The 22181-nt window shown below is 71.9% G+C and carries 16 protein-coding genes; 9 read left to right on the plus strand and 7 right to left on the minus strand.

Annotated elements, in window-relative coordinates:
• Positions 1-164 precede the first annotated feature (164 nt).
• Positions 165-2051: a DUF885 domain-containing protein gene (locus CSC68_RS11860; RefSeq protein ID WP_246193553.1), complete on the minus strand. Its 1887-nt coding sequence runs from the start codon at positions 2049-2051 to the stop codon at positions 165-167.
• A gap of 175 nt (positions 2052-2226) precedes the next feature.
• On the opposite strand from CSC68_RS11860, the gene CSC68_RS11865 reads away from it, so the two are divergent.
• The gene (locus tag CSC68_RS11865; protein ID WP_162203767.1) at positions 2227-3351 is read left to right on the plus strand and encodes an alpha/beta fold hydrolase; all 1125 of its coding nucleotides are present in this window, start codon (positions 2227-2229) and stop codon (positions 3349-3351) included.
• A 4-nt stretch (positions 3352-3355) separates the two neighbouring features.
• On the opposite strand, the gene CSC68_RS11870 is transcribed toward CSC68_RS11865, so the two are convergent.
• A complete protein-coding gene (locus CSC68_RS11870) occupies positions 3356-5266 on the minus strand; it encodes a putative bifunctional diguanylate cyclase/phosphodiesterase (RefSeq protein ID WP_170296353.1) in 1911 nt (636 codons plus the stop codon).
• A 189-nt stretch (positions 5267-5455) separates the two neighbouring features.
• Here CSC68_RS11870 and folE point away from each other — a divergent pair, with 189 nt between their 5' ends.
• From folE to CSC68_RS11900, 6 genes are all read left to right on the plus strand, one after another.
• Entirely contained in the window at positions 5456-6049 is a 594-nt protein-coding gene (gene folE, locus CSC68_RS11875) for a GTP cyclohydrolase I FolE (protein ID WP_162203769.1), read from the plus strand.
• Positions 6050-6053: 4 nt separating this feature from the next.
• The gene (locus CSC68_RS11880; RefSeq protein ID WP_162203770.1) at positions 6054-6449 is read left to right on the plus strand and encodes a YchJ family protein; all 396 of its coding nucleotides are present in this window, start codon (positions 6054-6056) and stop codon (positions 6447-6449) included.
• Positions 6450-6734: 285 nt separating this feature from the next.
• Positions 6735-8033 (plus strand): ergothioneine biosynthesis protein EgtB, encoded by a 1299-nt coding sequence (egtB, locus tag CSC68_RS11885; protein WP_162203771.1) that lies wholly within the window; start codon positions 6735-6737, stop codon positions 8031-8033.
• Between the two features lie 11 nt (positions 8034-8044).
• Entirely contained in the window at positions 8045-9013 is a 969-nt protein-coding gene (egtD, locus tag CSC68_RS11890) for an L-histidine N(alpha)-methyltransferase (RefSeq protein WP_162203772.1), read from the plus strand.
• 187 nt (positions 9014-9200) lie between these two features.
• Positions 9201-10142 (plus strand): D-hexose-6-phosphate mutarotase, encoded by a 942-nt coding sequence (locus CSC68_RS11895; RefSeq protein WP_246193554.1) that lies wholly within the window; start codon positions 9201-9203, stop codon positions 10140-10142.
• 106 nt (positions 10143-10248) lie between these two features.
• The gene (locus CSC68_RS11900) at positions 10249-11484 is read left to right on the plus strand and encodes a TCR/Tet family MFS transporter (RefSeq protein WP_162203773.1); all 1236 of its coding nucleotides are present in this window, start codon (positions 10249-10251) and stop codon (positions 11482-11484) included.
• Positions 11485-11572: 88 nt separating this feature from the next.
• On the opposite strand, the gene CSC68_RS11905 is transcribed toward CSC68_RS11900, so the two are convergent.
• On the minus strand, positions 11573-12055 hold the full coding sequence (locus CSC68_RS11905) for a PepSY domain-containing protein (protein ID WP_162203774.1): 483 nt from the start codon (positions 12053-12055) through the stop codon (positions 11573-11575).
• A 208-nt stretch (positions 12056-12263) separates the two neighbouring features.
• On the opposite strand from CSC68_RS11905, the gene CSC68_RS11910 reads away from it, so the two are divergent.
• Both CSC68_RS11910 and bphP read left to right on the plus strand, forming a co-directional pair.
• Positions 12264-12833: a biliverdin-producing heme oxygenase gene (locus tag CSC68_RS11910; protein WP_246193555.1), complete on the plus strand. Its 570-nt coding sequence runs from the start codon at positions 12264-12266 to the stop codon at positions 12831-12833.
• A complete protein-coding gene (gene bphP / locus CSC68_RS11915; protein WP_162203776.1) occupies positions 12830-14722 on the plus strand; it encodes a bacteriophytochrome BphP in 1893 nt (630 codons plus the stop codon). Before CSC68_RS11910 ends, bphP begins: the two co-directional genes overlap by 4 nt.
• A gap of 1252 nt (positions 14723-15974) precedes the next feature.
• Here bphP and CSC68_RS11920 read toward each other — a convergent pair.
• The 4 genes from CSC68_RS11920 to CSC68_RS11935 form a co-directional block, all read right to left on the minus strand.
• On the minus strand, positions 15975-16778 hold the full coding sequence (locus CSC68_RS11920; protein ID WP_162203777.1) for an NRDE family protein: 804 nt from the start codon (positions 16776-16778) through the stop codon (positions 15975-15977).
• A gap of 1 nt (position 16779) precedes the next feature.
• On the minus strand, positions 16780-17661 hold the full coding sequence (locus CSC68_RS11925) for a methylglyoxal synthase (RefSeq protein ID WP_162203778.1): 882 nt from the start codon (positions 17659-17661) through the stop codon (positions 16780-16782).
• 1788 nt (positions 17662-19449) lie between these two features.
• Entirely contained in the window at positions 19450-20697 is a 1248-nt protein-coding gene (locus CSC68_RS11930) for a dipeptidase (RefSeq protein ID WP_162203779.1), read from the minus strand.
• Between the two features lie 168 nt (positions 20698-20865).
• Positions 20866-22056: a benzoate/H(+) symporter BenE family transporter gene (locus CSC68_RS11935; protein ID WP_162203780.1), complete on the minus strand. Its 1191-nt coding sequence runs from the start codon at positions 22054-22056 to the stop codon at positions 20866-20868.
• Between the last annotated feature and the right edge of the window lie 125 nt (positions 22057-22181).

Below are 22181 nucleotides of genomic sequence, written 5' to 3' on the forward strand. Positions count from 1 at the left end.
TTGTCGCAGCTACCTGCGCAAACGCCAACGAAGCGCTGTCGGGACACGCCCAGGCGGCGTAGCCCAGCCCCACGGTCTGGAACTGGACGGCCCTGTCCCGCCGTCATGTGGTGCAGCAAAAAGGCCCGGCTTTCGCCGGGCCTTTCCTGCTTCCTGGGCCAGGATCAGGCCTGCTTCTGCGACTCGATCCAGGCGTCCACGCGGCGCTCCAGCAGGTCCAGCGGCATCGCGCCGCCGCCGAGCACCGCGTCGTGGAAGCCGCGGATGTCGAAGCGGTCGCCCAGCGCCTGCTCGGCCTTCCGCCGCAGTTCCTGGATGCGGATCATGCCGACCTTGTACGCGGTGGCCTGGCCCGGGTTGACCAGGTAACGCTGCACTTCCGAACGGATCGCCGCGTCGGGCACCGAGCTGTTGGCGCGGAAGTAGTCCACCGCCTGCTGCTCGGTCCAGCCCTTGGCGTGCAGGCCGGTGTCCACCACCAGGCGGATCGCGCGCCACATCTCGGACATCAGCCGGCCGTATTCGGAGTACGGATCCTCGTAGGTGCCCGGCATCTCCTTGGCCAGCCACTCCGAGTACAGGCCCCAGCCCTCGGTATAGGCGGTGTCGAACATCTGGGTGCGGAACTGCGGGACGCCGGTCAGCTCCTGGGCGATGGAGATCTGCATGTGGTGCCCCGGCAGGCCCTCGTGGTACGCGATCACCTCCAGCTCGGTCTTCGGCATGGAGTTCATGTCCGACAGGTGCGCGTAGTAGATGCCCGGGCGCGAGCCGTCCGGGGTGCCGGGATAGTAGTGCTGCGCGGCGCCGTCCTGCTCGCGGAAAGCCTCCACGCGCTTGACCACCAGGTCGGCCTTGGGCAGCAGCCCGAAGTACTCCGGCAGGTGCTTCTTGATGTTCTCGATCTTGGTGGTGGCCTCGTCGATGTAGGCCTGGCGGCCGGCATCGGTGTTCGGGAACAGGCGCTTGGGATCGGACTGGACCTGCTTGAAGAAGGCCTGCAGGTCGCCCTTGACACCCAGCTGCTGCTGCACCTTCTCCAGCTCGCCACGCAGGCGCGCGACTTCCGACAGGCCCAGCTCGTGGATCTGGTCGGCGGTCATGTCGGTGGAGGTGTGGCGCTTGAGCTGGGCGGCATAGAACGCGGCGCCGTCCGGATGGGTCGTGCCGACGCCGGCCGGGTTCTCCAGGGCGTTGGGCAGCTCGGCCTCGGCGAAGGCGATCACGCGCTCGTAGGCCGGCTTGATCGATTCCAGCAGCGCGGTGCGTGCCTGGGCCTTCAGCTCCTCGGCGCGCTCGTTGCTGATCTTGCCGGCCTTGGCCAGGCCGTCGGCCTTGGCCTGGGCATCGGCCCACAGCGCGCTGTCGGCGCCGGGTCCGAACGGCGCGCCGCCGATGACCTTGCGCGACTGGTCGATCACGGCCTCCAGGGCGAACTTCGGCGGACGGATGCCGCTGGCCGCCGAGGCGCGGGCACGCTCCAGCAGCTGGTCGAAGGCGGTGCCGATCTTCTGCAGGCGGGCGACGTAGGCGACGTAGTCCTGCTCCTCGTCGACCTTGTGGAAGCCGATCAGGAACGTCGGCACCTTGTTCTGCATGCCGCCCATCTGCTCGAACGGGTAGTCATGGGCGCTGTACTGCAGCCCCACGCGGGCGTTCTCGGCCTGCTTCTTCCACAGTTCCCAGGACAGGCGGGCCTCCGGGTCGAGCTTCTGGAAGTCGAACTGCGACTCCATCTCGCGCACCGAGGCTTCCAGCCACTCCAGGCGCTTGCGCTGGCCGGCCTCGGACATGTCGTCGACCTGGTCGTACAGCTCCTTGCGGCCGAGGAAGGTCAGCTGGACGGGGCTGAACTTCAGCAGTTCCTCGTACTTGGTGTCGAACCAGGCGTTGAGGCGCTGGGTCTCGGCCTGGATGGCCGCCGCATCGGGCGCGGCCGCCTGGGTGGTGCCGGCATTGCCGGCGGGTGCTTCGCCGTCGCGGCTGCAGGCGCCAATGGCGACGGGGAGGGCGAGTGCCAGGGCGATGGCGAGGGTGCTGCGGGCAGTCACGGGACGCACTTGGAGCTCTCCGGGGTCGGGTTGTCCCCGCATTCTGCGTCATGCAGCCATCCCGGGGCACCGTGCGGATGGTCATGCCTCCGCGGTCGACCGGCGTGGGACATCCGGCATATGCCAGGCGTGGACCGGGCCCGCAGAATCGAACCAAGCCAAACCGGAGCCGTCCATGCGCCGCACCGCTTTCGCCCTGCTGGCCTGCCTTGCCTCGTGGCTGCCCGCCGCTTCCGCCGCCGATCCATGCCCCGACCGCGAGGCCTACGCGCCGGGTCGCGCCCTGATCGCCGAGCTCGACCGCATCGTCGCCCCCGGTGGCGTGCAGGAGGCCTACGAGGTCGAGGTCAATGGCGTGCGGCACTGGGTCAACGTCCGCGGCCAGGACCGGGACAACCCCCTGCTGTTGTTCGTGCACGGCGGCCCGGCCTCCCCGGTGATCCCCACCCTGTGGCAGTTCCAGCGCCCGCTGGAGGAGTACTTCACGATCGTCCACTACGACCAGCGCGCCTCCGGGCGCACCTACCGGCTCAACCCGCCGGAGGCGGTCGAGGGCACGATCAAGGTCCAGCAGTACGTGGACGACGCCATCGCCCTGGCCGAACACCTGCGGCAGCGCTACGGCAAGCGCAAGCTGGTGCTGGCCGCCCACAGCTGGGGCACGGTGGTGGGCATGCACGCCGCGCTGCAGCGGCCGGACCTGTTCCACGCCTACGTCGGCATGGGCCAGGTCATCCACGTGCGCACCAACGAACGGCTGAGCTTCGAGTACGGCCTGGCCCGCGCCCGCGCCGAGGGCAATGCCGCCGCCGTGGCGGAGATGGAATCGATCGCGCCGTACCCGGGCGATGCGCCGCTGACCCGCGACCGCATCGTCATCGCCCGCAAGTGGCCGCAGTACTACGGCGGCCTGAGCGCGTTCCGCGACAACTCCGACTGGTTCTTCCAGGGGCCGCGCCTGTCGCCCGACTACGACGACGCCGACCGCTGCGCGATCAACGCCGGCAACGTGTTCACCCTGGGCCGCCTGCTGGACGAGTTCCTGGAAGTGGATTTCCGCGGCGTGCGCGAATTCCCGATCCCGGTGGTGATGTTCATGGGCCGCCACGACTACACCACGCCGTCCGGGCCCACCGCCGAGTGGCTGCGGCAGGTGCGGGCGCCCTACCGCCACGGCGAATGGTTCGAGCGCGCCGCGCACATGATCCCGTGGGAGGAGCCGGGCCATACCCTGGCGGCCCTGCTGCAGCACGTGCGCCCGGCGGCCGTGGAGGGCGAGCGCGCCGCGCCGGCGCGCTGAGCGCTCAGCCCTGGCAGGTCTCCGGCACGCTGCGCGCCAGCCAGCGGGCCACGGCTTCGGCGGACATCGGCCGCGCGAACAGGTAGCCCTGCATCAGGTTGCCGCCCAGTTCGCGCAGCACCGCCAGCTCCTCGTGCGCCTCCACGCCCTCGATCACGCAGCCCAGCTCCATGTCGCGGCTGAGGGCCAGCAGCGAGCGCACGATCTTGATGCTGGTCGGCTTGTCCTGGATGCCGGCGACGAAGCGGCGGTCGATCTTGATCTTGGTCAGCGGCAGGGCCAGCAGCTGGCTGAGGCTTGAGAAACCGGTGCCAAAGTCGTCCAGGGAGACGCCGCAGCCCAGGCCGCGCAGCTGGCCCGCCGCGCGCTGGAGCTGGGCCATGTCGCTGAACACCGCCGTCTCGGTGATCTCCAGGTCGATCCGCGCCGGATGCACGCCGCTGTGGCGGATGGTTTCCAGCACCCGCTCCAGCTCCTCGCTGGAGCCGAGGTCGTGGATGGACAGGTTGAACGACAGGCCCACCGGTTCCGGCCAGCGGGCCGCCTCGGCCAGCGCCTTGCGCAGCAGCACGCGGGTGAGCCTGTGCACCAGGCCGGCGCGCTCGGCCACCGGGATGAAGTCGGCGGGCGAGACCTGGCCCAGCTGGGGGTGGTGCCAGCGCGCCAGCGCCTCGAACGCCAGGGCCTGGCCGCTGGCCATGCACATGATCGGCTGGAAGACCACCGACAGCTGCGCCTCCAGGTCGGCGCTGCGCAGCGCCTGCTCGATCGCCGCCTCGTGCTGGATCCGGCGCTGGTGGTCGGCCGAGAACAGGCTGACCCCGCCCCGGCGCAGGCGCTTGCCGTGGTACAGCGCATAGTCGGCGCGCTCGTACAGGTCCTCGGCGTGGCAGGCCAGGTCCGGGTACAGCACCAGGCCGATCGTCGCGGTCACCTGCAGCGACAGGTCCTCCAGCTGGAACGGCGCGCGCAGCTGCTCGCACAGGGAGCGGGCGAACGCCACGTAGGCCTCGTCCCCGCCCAGGTCCTCGGCGATCATCGCGAACTCGTCGCCGCCCAGGCGCGCCAGGTGGATGCGGCCGCTGGCCATCAGCGACAGGCGCTGGCCCACCTGCTTGAGCAGGCGGTCGCCGGCGGCGTGGCCGTACAGGTCGTTGATCGGCTTGAAGCCGTCCAGGTCGATGATGCCCACCGCCAGGCGCGTGCCGCGGGCATCGGCGCGCTCGCAGGCCTGCACCAGCGCGCCGAAGAAGGCGCGGCGGTTGGGCAGCCGGGTCAGGCTGTCGAGGTTGGCCAGGCGCAGGTTCTCCGCGCCCAGGCGCTCGGCCCGCAGCCGTGATCCGACCAGGTCGGTGAAGCGGCGGTACTGGCGCAGCAGGGTGGTGACCAGGACGAAGGTCATCAGTGCCACGCTCACCGCCATGGCCACGAAGGTCGGCTCGCCGGTGGCGGCGAAGAACAGGATGAAGCCGCCGTTGAACACCAGGGCGATGGTCAGCATCGCCGGCCGCACGTGCATCAGGTACAGCTGCGAGACCGCGGCGGTGGTGGCCATGCAGAACGCCACGTGCGAGCGCAGGAAGGCGTCGCCGTAGGGGAACAGCAGCAGCGGCCACAGGGAGAAGGCCAGGGCCACCGGCCAGGCCATCCGCCCGGCCCGGACCAGCGCGCGGTGCGCGGCCGAGGCGTCCGGCTCCTCGCGCCGTCCGCGCCACCACTGCACGCAGCGCGCCAGGCAGACGCCGGTCAACAGGGCGGGCACGCCGAGGGTCAGCCAGGCCGGCGCATGGCCGAAGTGGGTCCAGGCCAGCAGCCAGGTGTTGGCCGCGACCACGAGGTACATCAGGGGGAGCTGGCCGGCGAACGCGCGATACTGTGCCTTCAGCAGCGCCGGGTCGGCCGGCGATACAGACATCAGTTCCCGCAGCCTGGCGATGGGTCCTGCTGGTGGCATGTGGCTCCCGCTCGGGCCCCCGGCGCCGGCAATCGGTCGCACGAAGGCGTGTCGTCCCCGGGAAGAGCGGCCGCGTCCGGCGAAAGTTGAGGCCTCCGGGCGACCGGGTCGGGTACGATGCCCGTCCCCTGTCGCCTCAGCCGCATCGCCATGACTGCCAGCGTCCCCTCCCCCCAGGTCACCCGGGAACAGGCCGAGGAGGCCGTGCGCACCCTGCTGCGCTGGGCCGGCGAGGACCCGTCCCGCGAGGGCCTGCTGGATACCCCGCGCCGGGTGGCCGAGGCCTACGGCGACTGGTTCAGCGGCTACCGCGACGACCCGCGCGAGTACCTGGCCCGTACCTTCGAGGAGGTGGCCGGCTACGACGAGATGATCGTCCTGCGCGACATCGAGTACGAAAGCCACTGCGAGCACCACATGGCGCCGATCATCGGCCGGGTCCATGTCGGCTACCTGCCAGCGGGCAAGGTGGTGGGCATCAGCAAGCTGGCGCGGGTGGTGGATGCCTACGCCCGCCGCTTCCAGGTCCAGGAGAAGATGACCGCGCAGATCGCCCACACCATCCAGGACGTGCTGCAGCCGCAGGGCGTGGGCGTGGTGGTGGTCGGCGCGCACGAGTGCATGACCACCCGCGGCGTGCACAAGCGCGGGGTGAGCATGGTGACCTCGTGCATGCTCGGCAGCTTCCGCGAGGACGCCCGTACCCGTTCGGAGTTCCTGCGCTTCATCGAGGGCCGGCGCTGAGGCCATGGCCGCGCTGGAGACCCGCGACTGTCCGTGTGGCACGGGCAAGGCCTACGAGGCCTGCTGCGGACGCTGGCATGCCGGCGAGCCGGCGCCGGATGCGCTGGCGCTGATGCGTTCCCGCTACAGCGCCTACGTGCTGGGCCTGCCGGACTACCTGCGCGCCACCTGGCATCCGTCCACCCGCCCGTCGGCCCTGGACCTGGATGATCCGGACGGCCTGCGCGTGGTCTGGCTGGGCCTGGCGATCAAGTCCCACCGCAGCGCCGGCGACCGCGCCGAGGTCGAGTTCGTCGCCCGCTACCGTGCCGGCGGCCGCCCCGCGGTGCGCATGACCGAACGCAGCCGCTTCGTGCGCGAAGGCGGCCGCTGGTACTACGTCGACGGCGACGTCTCCTGAGCGCTGCACCCTCTCCGGCGGAGAGGACTGGGGCCGGTTGCGGGCCACGTCTGAGGTAGCCCGGAAAAGGCCGAAGGCCGCATCCGGGGGGCAGCCACGACCCACTCTAGCGGTGCTCCCGGGGCGCGTGGCGACGCACGCCTCGACAGTGCCCTGGCGCCGAGCGGCGCGTTGCGCTGCGCTCACCCGGGCTACGGTGTCGGCCCGTCGGCCGCGGCACGGATTCCACCTGCCCTAACGCTTCGCTGACGCAGCGCTCATGGCGCCGGGACTAGCGTGGCCGGGATGACCCTGGCCGCCCCTGTCCAAGCCCCGCTGCGCCAAGGCCAGGCCCTGGCTGCCCGCTATGCCGCCGTGCGTGCGGCGACCGTCGCCCTCGCCGCGCCACTGTCGCCCGAGGACGCGATGCTGCAGAGCATGGAGGACGCCAGCCCGGCCAAATGGCACCTGGCCCATACGACCTGGTTCTTCGAGCACTTCGTGCTCGGCGCCGCGGGCATGGAGCCGCTGCAACCGCACTGGCATTACCTGTTCAACAGCTACTACGACAGCGCCGGCCCGCGCCAGCCGCGGCCGCAGCGCGGCCTGTTGTCGCGGCCACCGCTGGAGGCGGTACTGGCCTGGCGCGAGGCGGTGGACGCCCGCGTGCTTCGCGCGCTGAAGGGCGGCGCGCTGGGGCCGGCGCAGCTGCGCCGGCTGGAGCTGGGCCTGCACCACGAGCAGCAGCACCAGGAGCTGCTGCTGACCGACATCAAGCATGGCCTGTGGAGCCAGCCGCTGCGTCCGGCCTACCGTCCCGACCTGCCGGATCCGGCCATCGATCCCGCCGTGCCGGCGCCGTTGCGCTGGATCGAGGCTGGCGGCCAGGTGGCCACGATCGGTGCCCCGGCCTGGCCGCAGGCGCCGGCCTTCGCGTACGACAACGAGTCCCCGCCGCACCAGGTGTTCCTGGCGCCGCATGCGCTGGCCAGCCGGCCGGCCAGCAACGCCGAGTACCGCCAGTTCGTCGAGGATGGCGGGTACCGCGATCCGCGGCTGTGGCTCAGCGATGGCTGGGCCCGGGTCCAGGCCGAGGGCTGGCAACGGCCGCTGTACTGGGAGCCGGACCTCGAACAGGCGTTCACCCTCGGCGGGGTGCGGGCGCTGCCGCCGCATGCGCCGGTGTGCCACGTCAGCTACTACGAGGCCGACGCCTTTGCCCGCTGGGCCGGCGCGCGCCTGCCCACCGAGGCCGAATGGGAGCGCGCCGCGCGCACCGCGGCGCCGCAAGGACGCTTCGCCGACGAGGGGATGCTCGAACCCTGCGCGACCCCGCCCGATCCCGGACACGGCTTCCTGCAGCTGTTCGGCGATGCCTGGGAATGGACCGCCAGCGCCTACCTGGCCTATCCGGGCTTCCGTCCCTGGCAGGACGACACCGGCGAATACAACGCCAAGTTCATGAGCGGCCAGTTCGTGCTGCGCGGTGGCAGCTGCGCCACGCCGCGCGGCCACGTGCGCGCCAGCTACCGCAACTTCTTCCCGCCGCACGCGCGCTGGCAGTTCTCCGGACTGCGCCTGGCCCGCGACCTGGCCCAGGCCTGACGGAGCAGCCGATGACCCCAGCCGCCGTGTTCGCCCCCGGTCCCGCCGCCGATCCGGTGCTGCGCGCCGACGTGCTGGCCGGCCTGTCGGCGCGGCCGCGCCGCCTGCCCTCCAAGTACCTCTACGACGATCGCGGCTCGGCCCTGTTCGAGGCCATCACCCGGCAGCCGGAGTACTACCTCACCCGTGTCGAGCTGGCGCTGCTGGCCGGGCACATGGGCGAGATCGCCGCCGCGGCCGGACCGGCCGTGCACGTGGTCGAGTACGGCAGCGGCAGCGGCCTGAAGACCGAACGCCTGCTGGCCGGCCTGGAAGGCCCGCTGGCCTATACCCCCGTGGAGATCTCCGCGGCCGCGCTGGAGGCGTGCGTGGCGCGCCTGCGCCCGCGCTTCCCGCAGGTGGAGATGCTGCCGTTGCGTGCCGACTTCACCCGCCCGCTGCGCCTGCCGCGACCGCGCCGCGCGCCGGCCCGCACCCTGGTGTTCTTCCCCGGCTCGACCCTGGGCAACTTCGCCGCAGACGAAGCCGTGGCCCTGCTCGCGGCAATGGCCGGGACCATCGGTGACACCGGGATGGCGCTGGTGGGCATCGACCTGGTCAAGGACCCGGCGGCGATCGAGGCCGCCTACAACGATGCCGCCGGCGTCACCGCCGCATTCACCCTCAACCTGCTGGCGCGGCTCAACCGGGAGCTGGATGCCGACTTCGACCTGGACGGATTCGCCCACCAGGCGCGGTACGTGGCCGAGCGCGAGCGGATCGAGACCCGCCTGGTGAGCCTGCGTCCCCAGCGCGTGCACGTGGCCGGCCATGCCTTCGATTTCGCCGCCGGCGAGGCCATCGAGGTCGAGTACAGCCACAAGTACCGCGATGCGGGCTTCGCCGCGCTGGCCGCGCGTGCCGGGCTGGAAGTCGCCGCCGGCTGGGGCGGCGAGCCGGAGGGTTTCGGCCTGCGCCTGCTGCGCCAGGCCGCGCGTTGACCGAGGGCAGGCCACGTGCGCCGGCTATCATGCAGCGGATTCCACGTCCGCATACCGCATGAGCCGAGCGACGTCCCGCATCCGCCTGGTCCTGTGCTGCCTGCTGGCAACCGCCTGCAGCGGGCCGGAGGCGCGTGCGCCGCTGCCGGACGCGGCGCCCGCCCCTCCCACAGCGACCGCTACCACCGTGACCAGTCCCACCGTCTTCGGCATGCCTCCCGACTTCGCCGCCTGGCAGCAGTCGCCCGCCACTACCGCCAGCGACACGGCCATCGATGTACCTGGCGTACGCCTGGGCCGGTTCGAGGGCCTGGACGCGGTGCTGGTGGAAACCCCGCACGCCAGCGCGGCGATCGCGCTGTTCGGCGGCCAGGTGCTGTCGTACGTGCCGCGCGGCGGCCAGGACGTGTTCTGGCTGTCGCCGCTGCGTGCGGAGCTGCCCACGCCGATCCGCGGTGGCACCCCGGTGTGCTGGCCGTTCTTCGGCCGCCAGGGCCAGGGCAACGACGTGCCCTCGCACGGCTTCGTGCGCACCCTGCCATGGAAACTGGTGGAGGCACGCGCGGCGGACGATGGCATCACCGTGGTGCTGGAGCCGCCGGCGCTGCAGGGCCTTGACCTGCGCCTGCGCACCGAGGTCCACGTCGGCCGCCACCTGCGCCAGGCGCTGCTGACCACCAACGCCGGCAGCGCGCCGGTGGTCTTCACCGAGGCGCTGCACAACTACTTCCGCGTCGCCGACGTGGAGCAGGTACGGGTCGAGGGCCTGGACGGGCGCACCTACCTGGACAAGAACGACGGCTACCGCGCCCACGCCCAGCACGGCGACTGGATCCTGGCCGATCCGCGCGACCCCGGCCGCAGCGACCGCACCTATCCCGCCGCCGGCGGCCGCTACCGCCTGGTCGATCCGGGCCTGGGCCGCGCGATCGAACTGCAGGTGGAGGGCGGTCGCAGCGCGGTGGTGTGGAATCCCGGCGCGCAGGCGGCGGCGAAGATGGCCGACGTCGGCCCGCACTGGCGCCAGTTCCTGTGCGTGGAGGCGGCCAATGCCGGACCGGACCTGGTCGCGCTGGCGCCCGGGCAGGCGCACGCGCTGGTGCAGGCCATCGCCGTGCAGCCGCTTTGACCGGGGCCGGCCGCGTGCGTGCCTGCGTGGTTGTCGGCACCCATCGCCGCGCGCCCGCGCGGCGTCTGCCCGATAATGCGCGCCTGTCTCCAGCCGGCCACCCCGCGTGAGTCCAATCGCTTCCCACCGGCGCACGGCCGCGCTGGTATTCATCTTCATCACCGTGCTGATCGACGTGCTGTCGTTCGGCGTGATCATCCCCGTGCTTCCGCACCTGGTGGAGGAGTTCACCGGCGGCGACGTGGCCAGCGCCGCGCGCTGGGTCGGGATCTTCGGCATGGTGTTCGCCGCGGTGCAGTTCGTCTCCACCCCGGTGCAGGGCGCGCTGTCGGACCGCTTCGGCCGCCGCCCGGTGATCCTGGTCTCGTGCCTGGGCCTGGGCCTGGACTTCGTGGTGATGGCGCTGGCCACGTCGCTGCCGATGCTGCTGGTGGCGCGGATCATCTCCGGCGTCGCCTCCGCCAGCTTCACCACCGCCAACGCCTACATCGCCGACGTGACCCCGCCGGAGAAGCGTGCGAAGAGCTTCGGCATGATCGGCGCGGCCTTCGGCCTGGGTTTCGTGGTCGGGCCGATGATCGGCGGCTGGCTGGGCGGGATCGACCTGCGCCTGCCGTTCTGGTTCGCCGCCGGCCTGTCGCTGCTGAACTTCCTGTACGGCGTGTTCGTGCTGCCGGAATCGCTGCCGCCGGAACGCCGCTCGGCGCGCTTCGACCTGGCGCACGCCAATCCGTTCGGCGCCGTCGCCCTGCTGCGCAGCTATCCGCAGGTGTTCGGCCTGGCCGCGGTGGTGCTGCTGGCCAACCTGGCGCACTACGCCTATCCCAGCGTATTCGTGCTGTTCGCCGACTACCGCTTCGGCTGGGGGCCGCGCGAGGTGGGCTGGGTGCTGGCCGGCGTGGGCGTGATGAGCATCATCGTCAACGCGTTACTGGTCGGCCGTGCGGTGCGTACGCTGGGCGAGCGCCGCACGCTCCTGCTGGGCCTGGGCTGCGGCGTGGCGGGGTTCGCCATCTATGGCGTTGCCGGTTCGCCGTGGTTGTTCCTGCTCGCGCTGCCGGTCAGCGCACTGTGGGCGCTGGCGGCACCCGCCACCCAGGCGCTGATCACGCGCGAGGTGGGGGCCGAGGTGCAGGGGCGGATCCAGGGTGCATTGATGAGCCTGGTGAGCCTGGCCGGCATTGTCGGTCCAGTGCTTTTCACCAACGTCTTCGCGCTGTTCATCGGTGCCAGCGCCCCGGTGCGCCTGCCCGGTGCACCCTGGCTGCTGGCCGCGCTGCTGCTGGGCACGGGCTTCCTGGTGGGCTGGCGGCATACGCGCCCGGCCGCCATCGGGGGCTGAAGACGCGCGTGGCCCCACCCCGGTGGCCACGACGCACTGCCTGGACAACGCCGCGCCACTCCGGTTTGCGCGGCGCGCAGGTCGCGGATCAGTCGTTCTCGACGCCGAGGATGCGGCCGTCCTTCGGATCTACCCGGAACTCTACCTTCTGCCCATCCGCGCGTTCGCCCTCGGCCTTCCAGATGCCGTCGTCGAACTCCACGTCATGGATCTTCGAGTAGCCCGCGGCCGTAAGCCGTGCCTTCACGTCGTCGGCGTTGAGGCTCGAGACCTGGTCGTCGGCGAAGATGCGGCCGTCGGCACCCACGCGCACGTCGACACGCTTGCCGTTGGCACTGGTGGCATCGGCTTCCCACATGCCCTTGTCGAACTCCAGGTCGTCGACCTTGGTGTAGCCGGCGCGGGTGAGCAGCTCTCGCACCTCCACCGCGGTAAGGGCCTTGGCGGCCGCCTGCTGCTGATCCGCCGTGGGGGCCGGGGCGGACGCGGGCCGGGCATCCTGGGCGAAAGCCGGCACGGCCAGCGCCATCGCCAGGACGGCGGGGGCGCAAAGGCTGGAGGAAGGCTTCATCGCAGTCTCCTGCTTGGGTGTGGGTGCACCGTGCCTCGCCCCGACTCAGCGCAGGGTGAACGCGTGGATGGGCCGTTCAGGAGGCGGGGCGGCGGGAGATGTCCACGCCACATTTGCTAGGCTGGATCGCATGGATGGATCCGATCCGCTTTCCCGGGGCCGCGGCTCTGCGCCCGCCGCCAGTTCCCGCGCGGGTGCCGCATGGCGCGTGCTGCAGGCCGCCACCGCACAGCTCCACGTCCCGGTCGAAGCGACCCCGCCGATGGCGGCGCTGATGTCGCCTGCCGTCGACCATGACACCTGCATCGAGGTACTGCAGCGCCTGCTGCGCATCCATGCCGGTTGGGAGGAGGCCAATGCGGCGCGCCTGCGGGCGCTGCCCTGGCCGTGGCGCCCCCGTGCACCGGGCCTGCGCGACGACCTGGTGGCGCTGGGTGCGCGCCCGGGTCCACGACTCGTGCCCGCCCCGGTCGCTGCCTGCGATGCCGAGGCCTGGGGCATGCTCTACGTGATCGAGGGCTCGGCCCTGGGTGGGCGACTGATCGCCCGCCACCTGCGCGCGTACCGGCCGGAGGTCGCTGCCGCGGTCGGCCATTTCGAGACCAGCGAGGACGGCCCGGGCTGGCCGGCTTTCCGCCAGGCGCTGGAACGGGCCCTGCCCGATGCCGGCAGCCGCGACCGCGCCGCCACCGCCGCGCAGGCCATGTTCGAACACTTCCACGGGCAGCTTGCCCCGTCCCTCGCCGTCGCCGGCGACGCAGGAACCGTCCACGCATGAGCAACGCAGCACCCGAAGCGCCCGACCTCGACGCCTGTGCGCGCGAGCCGATCCATATCCCCGGCTCGATCCAGCCGCACGGCATCCTGCTGGTGGTCGATCCCGCCGACGGCCGCGTGCTGCAGGCCAGCGCCAACGCCGCCGGCGAGCTGCTCGGTGGGGACCAGGTGCAGGGCCAGGCGTGGAATGCCCTGCTGCAGGTCGATCCCGCCCAGGCCGCGATGCTGCGGCCGGTTGAGGAGCCGGTGCACCTGGGGCATGCGCCGTGCCGGGTAGTCGCCAATGGCCAGTCACGCTGGACTGCCGCCTGGCACCTGTACCCGGAACGCTGGCTGCTGGAACTGGAACCGGCGCAGGGTGCACAGTCGCTGGCGCTGGGCGATGCGCTGCGCGCGCAGCGCGAGATCGACCGTGCGCCCAGCGTCGCCGAGGCCGCGCGCCGTGCCGCCGCGGAGATCCGCGCGCTGGCCGGATACGACCGGGTGATGGTCTACCGCTTCGACGAGGAATGGCATGGCGACGTGATCGCCGAGGTCCGCCGTCCCGGCCTGGAGAGTTACCTGGGCCTGCATTACCCCGCCACCGACATCCCGGCCCAGGCGCGCGCGCTGTACCTGCGCAACCGCATCCGCCAGATCGTGGACGTGGGCTACACCCCGGTGCCGGTGGAGCCCACCCTCGACCCGCGCGATGGCCAGCCGCTGGACCTCAGCGACTCCGCCCTGCGCAGTGTCTCGCCGGTGCATTGCGAATACCTGTCCAACATGGGCGTGGCCGCGACCCTGGTGACCTCGCTGGTGGTCAACGACCGCCTGTGGGGACTGGTGTCCTGCCACCACTACCAGACCCGCTTCGTCGACCACACCGTCCGCGAGGCCTGCGAGGCGGTGAGCCAGGCGCTGGCCGGACGCGTCGGCAGCCTCGAGGCGATCGCGCGCAGCGAGGTGGAGCTGTCGCTGCTGACGGTGCGCGAGAAGCTGATCACCGCCTTCTCCGAGGCCGAGGGCTTTGCCCCCGAACTGCTGACGGACATGGCCAGCGACCTGCTGGACGTGGTCGATGCCGACGGCGTGGCCGTGTTCCATGGCGAGCAGCTCAGCCGCCTGGGACGCACCCCGGACGAAGCCGGCCTGCGCCGCATCCGCGCCGCGCTGGAGGAAAGCGCCGGCGTGCGCCGCGAGACCGACCACGCCGGCCTCCTGCACCTGTCGGAGATCGGCCGCATGTTCCCCGAGCTGGCCGACCTCGCGCCCGAAGCCGCCGGCCTGATCTACGTGCCCCTGCAGCCCAAGGCGCGCAGCGCGCTGCTGTGGACGCGCCGCGAGCAGGTGCGCACCGTGAACTGGGCCGGCAACCCGCAGCTGGCCAAGCTCGAGAACATCCCGGGCCGCCTGTCGCCGCGCAAGAGCTTCGAGCTGTGGCAGGACACCGTGCGCGGCCGCTCGCGCGCCTGGTCGCCGCTCCACCTGGATTCGGCGCGCAGCCTGCGCGTGCTGATCGAACTGATGGAGCGCAAGCGCGACCGCCAGGACATGGTGCTGCTGGAGGCCACCCTGGCGCGGATGCGCCACGGCGTGGCGATCATCGAGCGCACCGGCGACCCCGTGCGCAGCCGCCTGGTGTTCGTGAACCCCGCCTTCGTGCGGGCCAGCGGGACCCCCGCCAGCGCCGCGCTGGGCCTGGACCTGCGCGAGCTGGACCCGGCCCTCGCCGCCGCGATCGTCGAAAGCGGCCTGGAAGCGAAGCTGGATACCGGCGAGTCGCTGCGCGAACTGCTGCCCCTGCGCGACGAGCACGGCCGCCACACTCCGTGGCTGTTCGAGTTCGAGCCCCTGCCGGAAGCCGGCTCCCACTGGCTGCTGCAGCTGCGCCCGGCGGGCGAGTCGTAACCAGGGCAGGGGAGAGGATCGGACACCAGGACACGTGTGACAGGTCACGTGCTCAGGTAGGTGCGTAGCCCGGGTAAACGAAGCGCACCGCGCCCCTGCCGTGCCAGGGCGCTGGCGAGGCCTGACGCGTCGCCACGCGCTGCAGGTTTGCCGCCGGCTGCGTAGCCCGGGTAAGCGAAGCGCACCCGGGACACACGTTCCGGACTGCGACGACGCCCGGGAAGCCGGACACCGCTGGCGCCCACCCCGGATGCGGCCTTTGGCCTTATCCGGGCTACCCACTGCGTAGCCCGGGTAAGCGAAGCGCACCGCGCCCCTGCCGTGCCAGGGCGCTGGCGAGGCATGACGCGTCGCCACGCGCTGCGGAGCCGCCGCCGCGCTGCGTAGCCCGGGTAAGCGAAGCGCACCCGGGACACGCGTTGTGGACTGCGACGACGCCTGGGAAGCTGGGCACCGCCGGCACCCATCCCCGGATGCGGCCTTCGGCCTTATCCGGGCTACTCCACTGCGTAGCCCGGGTAAGCGAAGCGCACCGCGCCCCTGCCGTGCCAGGGCGCTGGCGAGGCCTGACGCGTCGCCACGCGCTGCAGAGTCGCCGCCGGGCTGCGTAGCCCGGGTAAGCGAAGCGCACCCGGGACACACGTTCCGGACTGCGACGACGCCCGGGAAGCCGGGCACCGCTGGCGCCCACCCCGGATGCGGCCTAGGGCCTTATCCGGGCTACCCACTGCGTAGCCCGGGTAAGCACCCGGGACACACGTTCCGGACTGCGACGACGCATGGAAGCCGGACGTCGCCGCGACCCACCCCGGATGCGGCCTTTGGCCTTATCCGGGCTACCCTGCTGCTAGTTGCGTAGCCCGGGTAAGCGAAGCGCACCGCGCCCCCGCCGTGCCAGGGCGCTGGCGAGGCATGACGCGTCGCCACGCGCTGCGGAGCCGCCGCCGCGCTGCGTAGCCCGGGTAAGCGAAGCGCACCCGGGACACACTGCGACTACGCCCGGGAAGCCGGGCACCGCTGGCACCCATCCCGGATGCGGCCTAGGGCCTTATCCGGGCTACCCACTGCGTAGCCCGGGTAAGCACCCGGGACACACGTTCCGGACTGCGACGACGCATGGAAGCCGGACGTCGCCGCGACCCACCCCGGATGCGGCCTCGGCCTTGTCCGGGGCACGAAGTGCGAGGCGAAGCGCCTCTTCGTTGCAACGTAACCGACCCGCTCCCCAACCCCGCTCCCGGTGGGATAGGGACTACACCCGTCCCCAGGATGGCGCAGGGAAGATCCAGTCCGCCGCCAGCTCCATCCGTGTTTCGCCCAGCGGCGTGCCCAGCGGCCCCCAGCGGCGTTCGACGATCATGCCGCCGCCATCGCGATCGAGCAGCACCACGGTACTGGCGCGGGTGCCGTAGTCGGCGCCGCGGATGAAGGCGGACGACAGCCAGCGCTCGCGCTCCAGGCCGATGCCGGTGTCCGGCAGCGCCGCGTCCGGATGGATGCGGTCGTCGGCCAGTGCATCGAACAGGGGCGCGAGGTTGTCGCCATCGCCGCCGTCATCCAGCCATGCCTGCAGGCGCGAGCCGAGCGCCACGGCCTTCGGCCAGGCCGAATCCAGTGCGGCATTGGAAAGCGTGTGCACGCCTGGCGCGACCACGGCACGGCGCGGCGCCGGCAGGTTGCTGGTCCAGGTGCAGTGCTGGCGATCGGCCAGCAGCAGGTTGAAGGGTCGATAGGTGCCGGCACGCGCGAGCAGTTCGCGCGAGGCACCGTCGGCGTCGCGGTCGCCGCGCAGCCAGTCGCTGGCCAGCAGGCCGCGCGAGAGCCCGTCCTGCGGCGCGCGCAGGTCGCGCACATTGGTTACCAGCGCGCAGCGGCCGGCGTTGTCCACGCCCAGCCAGGTTCCGCCCGCTTCCAGGTCGCGGCCGCCAACGATCGCAGGTGCATCCTCCCAGCGCGCCAGCGCCGCGGTCGGCCGCGCATGGAACTCGTCGCGATTGCCGACCAGCACCAGCCGCCAGCGCGGATGCGCATCCCAGGCGAAGGCGACGACGCACATGTCAGGCCGGCCTCAGCGCCTGGCGCTTGCGCCCCGCGGCGATCCAGCGTGCGGCCACCGCCGGTGAGGTGATGCACACGGCCTCGTCGGTGACCGTGGTCACCGCGCGCTCCAGCAGCTGGATGTCCGCCTCGTGCTGGCGCGCCACGTGCGGATCCTCGAAGAACACCGCGCGCTGGCAGCGGTGCTCCAGCACCAGGTCGGCGATCTGGGCGTCGCCGCCCATCGGGCCGCTGAGGTAGCGGTGCACCCATGGCGTGTCCTGCGGCCACCCCCGGCTCCAGGCCATCTCGTTGAGGCGCTGGCCGGTGGTTCCCGTGGCCACGCGCCGGCGGAAGCGCGACAGCACGTCGTAGTTCTCTGCGGCGAAGGCCAGCATCTGCGGCTTCATCGCGTCGTGTGCGATCAGCGCCAGGGTCTGCGACTCGAACGCGTGGAAGCGGTCGGCATTCGGGTCCGGCGCCAGCCCGGCGTGGACGCGCTCGTTCTCGATCCAGTCGCGCGCGCTGGCCACGGTGGAGATGAAGGGCTTGCCGTGGATCACGCACTGGCGCTTGAGCGCGATCGCCTCGGGGAACACCGACGAGGGATCGACCGGATCGATCAGGTAGATCGCGCCGTCCAGGGTGCGCGCGTCGCCTTCCATGCCCACGACCTCGGCGACCAGCTTCATCAGCCCGCCTTCGCGGCCGTAGGGATAGCGCTTGAGCCCGGCATAGCCGGCCAGCATGCCGGCGCCGACGATGGCGTCGTGGGTACGGCCTACCGCGTGCAGCTCCAGGCCCAGCTCGCGGATGCCCTGGCCGCTGGCGCGCAGCAGGCGGAACAGCGCGGCGCCCTCGTTGGCGTGGTGCAGGCGGTTGGCGGCAAGGCCCAGACGCATGTGCGGCTCCATTGGGGACGGAGCGCCAGTCTAGCCGCGCCCGCCCGCTACCGGATCGCCGTCCGGCGGGGCGGAGCGGTGTGGCTGCGGGCTGCAGCACCCATGTAGCCCGGGCAAGCGAAGCGCACCGCGCCCCTGCCGCGCCAGGGCGCCGGCGAGGCCTGGCGCGTCGCCACGCGCTGCAGAGTCGCCGCCGGACTGCGTAGCCCGGGTAAGCGAAGCGCACCCGGGACACACGTTCCGGACTGCGACGACGCCGGGGAAGCCGGTCACCGCTGGCACCCATCCCGGATGCGGCCTACGGCCTTATCCGGGCTACCCACTGCGCAGTTGCGTAGCCCGGGTAAGCGAAGCGCACCCGGGACACGCGTTGTGGACTGCGACGACGCCTGGGAAGCTGGGCACCGCCGGCACCCATCCCCGGATGCGGCCCTCGGCCTTATCCGGGCTACTCCACTGCGTAGCCCGGGTAAGCGAAGCGCACCCGGGACACACGTTGCGGACTGCGACGACGCCTGGGAAGCCGGTCACCGCTGGCGCCCATCCCGGATGCGGCCTACGGCCTTATCCGGGCTACCCCACTGCGTAGCCCGGGCAAGCGAGGCGCACCGCGCCCCTGCCGCGCCAGGGCGCTGGCGCGGCCTGGCGCGTCGCCACGCGCAGCAGAGTGGCCGCCGGACTGCGTAGCCCGGGTAAGCGAAGCGCACCCGGGACACACGTTGCGGACTGCGACGACGCCTGGGAAGCCGGTCACCGCTGGCACCCATCCCGGATACGGCCTACGGCCTTATCCGGGCTACCCACTGCGTAGCCCGGGCAAGCGAGGCGCACCGCGCCGCCGCCGTGCCAGGGCGCTGGCGAGGCCTGGCGCGTCGCCACGCGCAGCAGAGTGGCCGCCGGGCTGCGTAGCCCGGGTAAGCGAAGCGCACCCGGGACACACGTTGCGGACTGCGACGACGCCGGGGAAGCCGGTCACCGCTGGCACCCATCCCGGATGCGGCCTACGGCCTTATCCGGGCTACCCCACTGCGTAGCCCGGGCAAGCGAGGCGCACCGCGCCCTGCCGCGCCAGGGCGCTGGCGAGGCCTGGCGCGTCGCCACGCGCTGCAGAGTCGCCGCCGGGCTGCGTAGCCCGGGTAAGCAAGGCGCACCCGGGACACACGTTGCGGACTGCGACGACGCCGGGGAAGCCGGTCACCGCTGGCACCCATCCCGGATGCGGCCTACGGCCTTATCCGGGCTACCCCACTGCGCAGTTGCGTAGCCCGGGTAAGCGAAGCGCACCCGGGACACGCGTTGTGGACTGCGACGACGCCTGGGAAGCTGGGCACCGCCGGCACCCATCCCCGGATGCGGCCTTCGGCCTTATCCGGGCTACTCCACTGCGTAGCCCGGGTAAGCGAAGCGCACCCGGGGACACACGTTGCGGACTGCGACGACGCCGGGGAAGCCGGTCACCGCTGGCACCCATCCCGGATGCGGCCTACGGCCTTATCCGGGCTACCCACTGCGTAGCCCGGGCAAGCGAGGCGCACCGCGCCCCTGCCGCGCCAGGGCGCTGGCGCGGCCTGACGCGTCGCCACGCGCAGCAGAGTGGCCGCCGGACTGCGTAGCCCGGGTAAGCGAAGCGCACCCGGGACACACGTTGCGGACTGCGACGACGCCGGGGAAGCCGGTCACCGCCGGCACCCATCCCGGATGCGGCCTTCGGCCTTGTCCGGGCTACGCTGCTGGCAGGGCAGGCGGCGCCTCACCCCAACCCCTCCCGCGAGGAGGGTGCTCCCGCGGCTACTTCGACTCCGCCGCCACCTTCGCCGCGTAGGCCTGCGCCTGCTCCATCACGCGCAGCACGTTGCCGCCCCAGATGTTGGCGATCTGCTGCTCGGTGTAGCCGGCCTGCAGCAGGCGTTCGGTGATGCGCGGGATCTGGGAGATGTCGGACAGGCCCTCGACCCCGCCGCCGCCGTCCCAGTCGGCGCCGATGCCGACGTGGTCGGGACCGGCGACCTCAAGGATGTGCAGCAGGTGCGCCATGTAGTCCTCGAACGTGGCCTCCCGCACCGGGTACCTGCGCTCGATCTCGCTGCGCTTGCGTGCCAGCTTGCGAAGCACGGCCGGAGTGGGGCCGCCCATGGCCTTTACGTCGTCGCCGAGCGCGCGCAGCGCTGCGCGACGCTCCGGGTTCGCCGGCGTATCGACCAGGTAGGCGCCCAGCGCGTTGACCTGGATCACCCCGCCATGCGCGGCCAGCCTGCGCAGGCGTTCGTCGTCGATGTTGCGCGGATGGTCGTACACCGCGTCGGCCGAGCTGTGCGAAAGCACGAACGGCACCTTCGACAGTTCGATCAGGTCGTCGAACACCGCATCGGCCGAATGCGACTGGTCGAGCACGATGCCCAGGCGGTTGGCCTCGGCCACCAGGGCCTTGCCGGCCGGGCTCAGCCCGCCCCACTCGGCGCCTTCGCCCTCGCGCGGGTTGGAGGAGTCACCGAACTCGTTGTTGCCGATGTGGGTGATGCCCAGCATGCGCAGGCCCTGGGCATGGAAGAACGACAGCAGGCTCGGGTCGAGCGCCAGCGGCGAGGCGTTCTCCATCGACAGGAACACGACCTTCCTGCCGGCGGCCTTGATCCGGCGCGCGTCGGCGGCGGTAAGCGCCAGTTCGAAACGGTCCGGGTGCGCGGCCACCATCTCCCGGATCTGCAGCAACCGGCCGAGTGCCTCGTCGCGGGTCCTGCGGTTGGATTCCAGGCTGCGGTCGCCCTGGCCGGTGTAGATCACCCAGAAGCCACCATCGAGCCCGCCTTCGACCATGCGTGGATAGTCGACCTGCGAGAACGCGCCCTCCTCGCGGTGGTCGTCGACGATGCTCCAGCCCGGGCGTCCCAGGTTGAGCGGCGTGTCCAGGTGGGTGTCCAGGACCAGGAAGCGGTCATGCAGAGCCCGGGCGCGGGCACTGGCCTTGTCGGCGGCGTGGGAGGGAAGGGCGGCGGCGAGCGCCAGGGCGAGCAGGGCGGGAACGGCAATCGTGCGCAACGTCGGTTTCCTGTGGCTCCGCAGGCCCACGTCCGATGGGCCTGCCGGGTGCGTTCGGCCCGGCGGGTGCACGGCCAGGCCGTGGCCACCGGGATGGACGTGCCAACTTAGTCCGGGGAGTTGGGCTTGTCGATGCGGCCGCGCCGCCGGATCGACTGCATGCCTGGCTCAGGCCTTCTTCGGCGCGCGCAGCACCAGGCGCACGATCACGCCCGCGACCAGGCCCCAGAACGCCGCGCCGATGCCCAGCAGCGACAGTCCCGATGCCGTCACCAGGAACGTCACCAGCGCCGCCTCGCGCTCGTCCGGCTCCTGCAGCGCAGTGGCGAGGCTGTTGCCCAGCGTTGCGACCAGGGCGATGCCGGCGATCGCCAGCACCAGCGCATGCGGGAACGCGGCGAACAGCCCGGCCACGGTAGCGCCGAACAGGCCCACCAGCAGGTAGAAGATGCCGGCCCAGACCGAAGCCATGTAGCGCCTTGCCGGATCGGCATGCGCTTCCGGCCCCATGCAGATCGCCGCAGTGATCGCCGCCAGGTTCAGCGCGAACGCGCCGAACGGCGCCAGCAGCAGGGTGGCCACGCCGGTCCAGCCGATCACCGGCGACACCGGCACCGGATAGCCGGAGGCGCGTATCACGGCCACGCCTGGCACGTTCTGCGAGGCCATGGTCACCACGAACAGCGGCAGGCCCACGCCCAGCACCGCGGCCAGGCTCAGCCGCGGCGTGGTCCACTCCGGTCGCGCCAGTTCCAGCCGCAGCTGGCCCACGTCCAGCTGCGCGGTCAGCGCTGCCACCACCATGCCCGCGGCGAGGGTGAGGATGATGGCGTAGCGCGGCCACAGCCGCCGCGAGGCCAGCCACACGACCAGCATGCCGAGCACCAGCAGCGGCTGCGCCTGGATCGCGCCGAATGCATCCACGCAGAACCGCAGCAGCACGCCGGCGAGCATGCCCGAGGCCAGCGACAGCGGGACCCGCCCCAGCAGCCGTTCGAATATCCCGGAGAAACCCGCCAGCGTGATCAGCACCGCCGACAGCAGGAAGCCGGCGATCGCTTCGGCCATCGGCACGCCAGCCGCACCGGCGACCAGCATCGCCGCGCCCGGCGTGGACCACGCGGTGACCACCGGCATCTTCCAGCGCAGCGACAGGACGATGCAGGTCGCGCCCATGCCCAGGCCCAGCGCCCACATCCACGAGGCGGTCTGGCCCGGCGTGGCGCCCATCGCCTGTGCGGCCTGGAACCCGATTGCCGCCGAGCTGGCGAACCCCACCAGCACGGTGACGAAGCCCGCGGCGATCGCGGACACGGACTGGTCACGCCACAGGCGCACTGGAAGGGATTCGGCCGGCATGCGGGGATTGTGGGGCAAGGGCGGCGGGCTAGTGACGGGAAGGATGCAACACTCCTTCCGGCTGGCGCCGCATAACGCGAGGTTGCGCGCGCGCGCGTGGCAGCGCGATACGCTGCGGAATCACC

The organism is Pseudoxanthomonas suwonensis (assembly GCF_010093235.1).
Classification (GTDB): Bacteria; Pseudomonadota; Gammaproteobacteria; order Xanthomonadales; family Xanthomonadaceae; genus Pseudoxanthomonas; species Pseudoxanthomonas suwonensis.

Coding starts and splice junctions, on each gene's coding strand:
- CSC68_RS11865 (WP_162203767.1), top strand. CDS start 2,227: ATGCGCCGCACCGCTTTCGCCCTGCTGGCCTGCCTTGCCTCGTGGCTG.
- CSC68_RS11870 (WP_170296353.1), bottom strand. CDS start 5,266: ATGTCTGTATCGCCGGCCGACCCGGCGCTGCTGAAGGCACAGTATCGC.
- folE (WP_162203769.1), top strand. CDS start 5,456: ATGACTGCCAGCGTCCCCTCCCCCCAGGTCACCCGGGAACAGGCCGAG.
- CSC68_RS11880 (WP_162203770.1), top strand. CDS start 6,054: ATGGCCGCGCTGGAGACCCGCGACTGTCCGTGTGGCACGGGCAAGGCC.
- egtB (WP_162203771.1), top strand. CDS start 6,735: ATGACCCTGGCCGCCCCTGTCCAAGCCCCGCTGCGCCAAGGCCAGGCC.
- egtD (WP_162203772.1), top strand. CDS start 8,045: ATGACCCCAGCCGCCGTGTTCGCCCCCGGTCCCGCCGCCGATCCGGTG.
- CSC68_RS11905 (WP_162203774.1), bottom strand. CDS start 12,055: ATGAAGCCTTCCTCCAGCCTTTGCGCCCCCGCCGTCCTGGCGATGGCG.
- bphP (WP_162203776.1), top strand. CDS start 12,830: ATGAGCAACGCAGCACCCGAAGCGCCCGACCTCGACGCCTGTGCGCGC.
- CSC68_RS11920 (WP_162203777.1), bottom strand. CDS start 16,778: ATGTGCGTCGTCGCCTTCGCCTGGGATGCGCATCCGCGCTGGCGGCTG.
- CSC68_RS11925 (WP_162203778.1), bottom strand. CDS start 17,661: ATGCGTCTGGGCCTTGCCGCCAACCGCCTGCACCACGCCAACGAGGGC.
- CSC68_RS11935 (WP_162203780.1), bottom strand. CDS start 22,056: ATGCCGGCCGAATCCCTTCCAGTGCGCCTGTGGCGTGACCAGTCCGTG.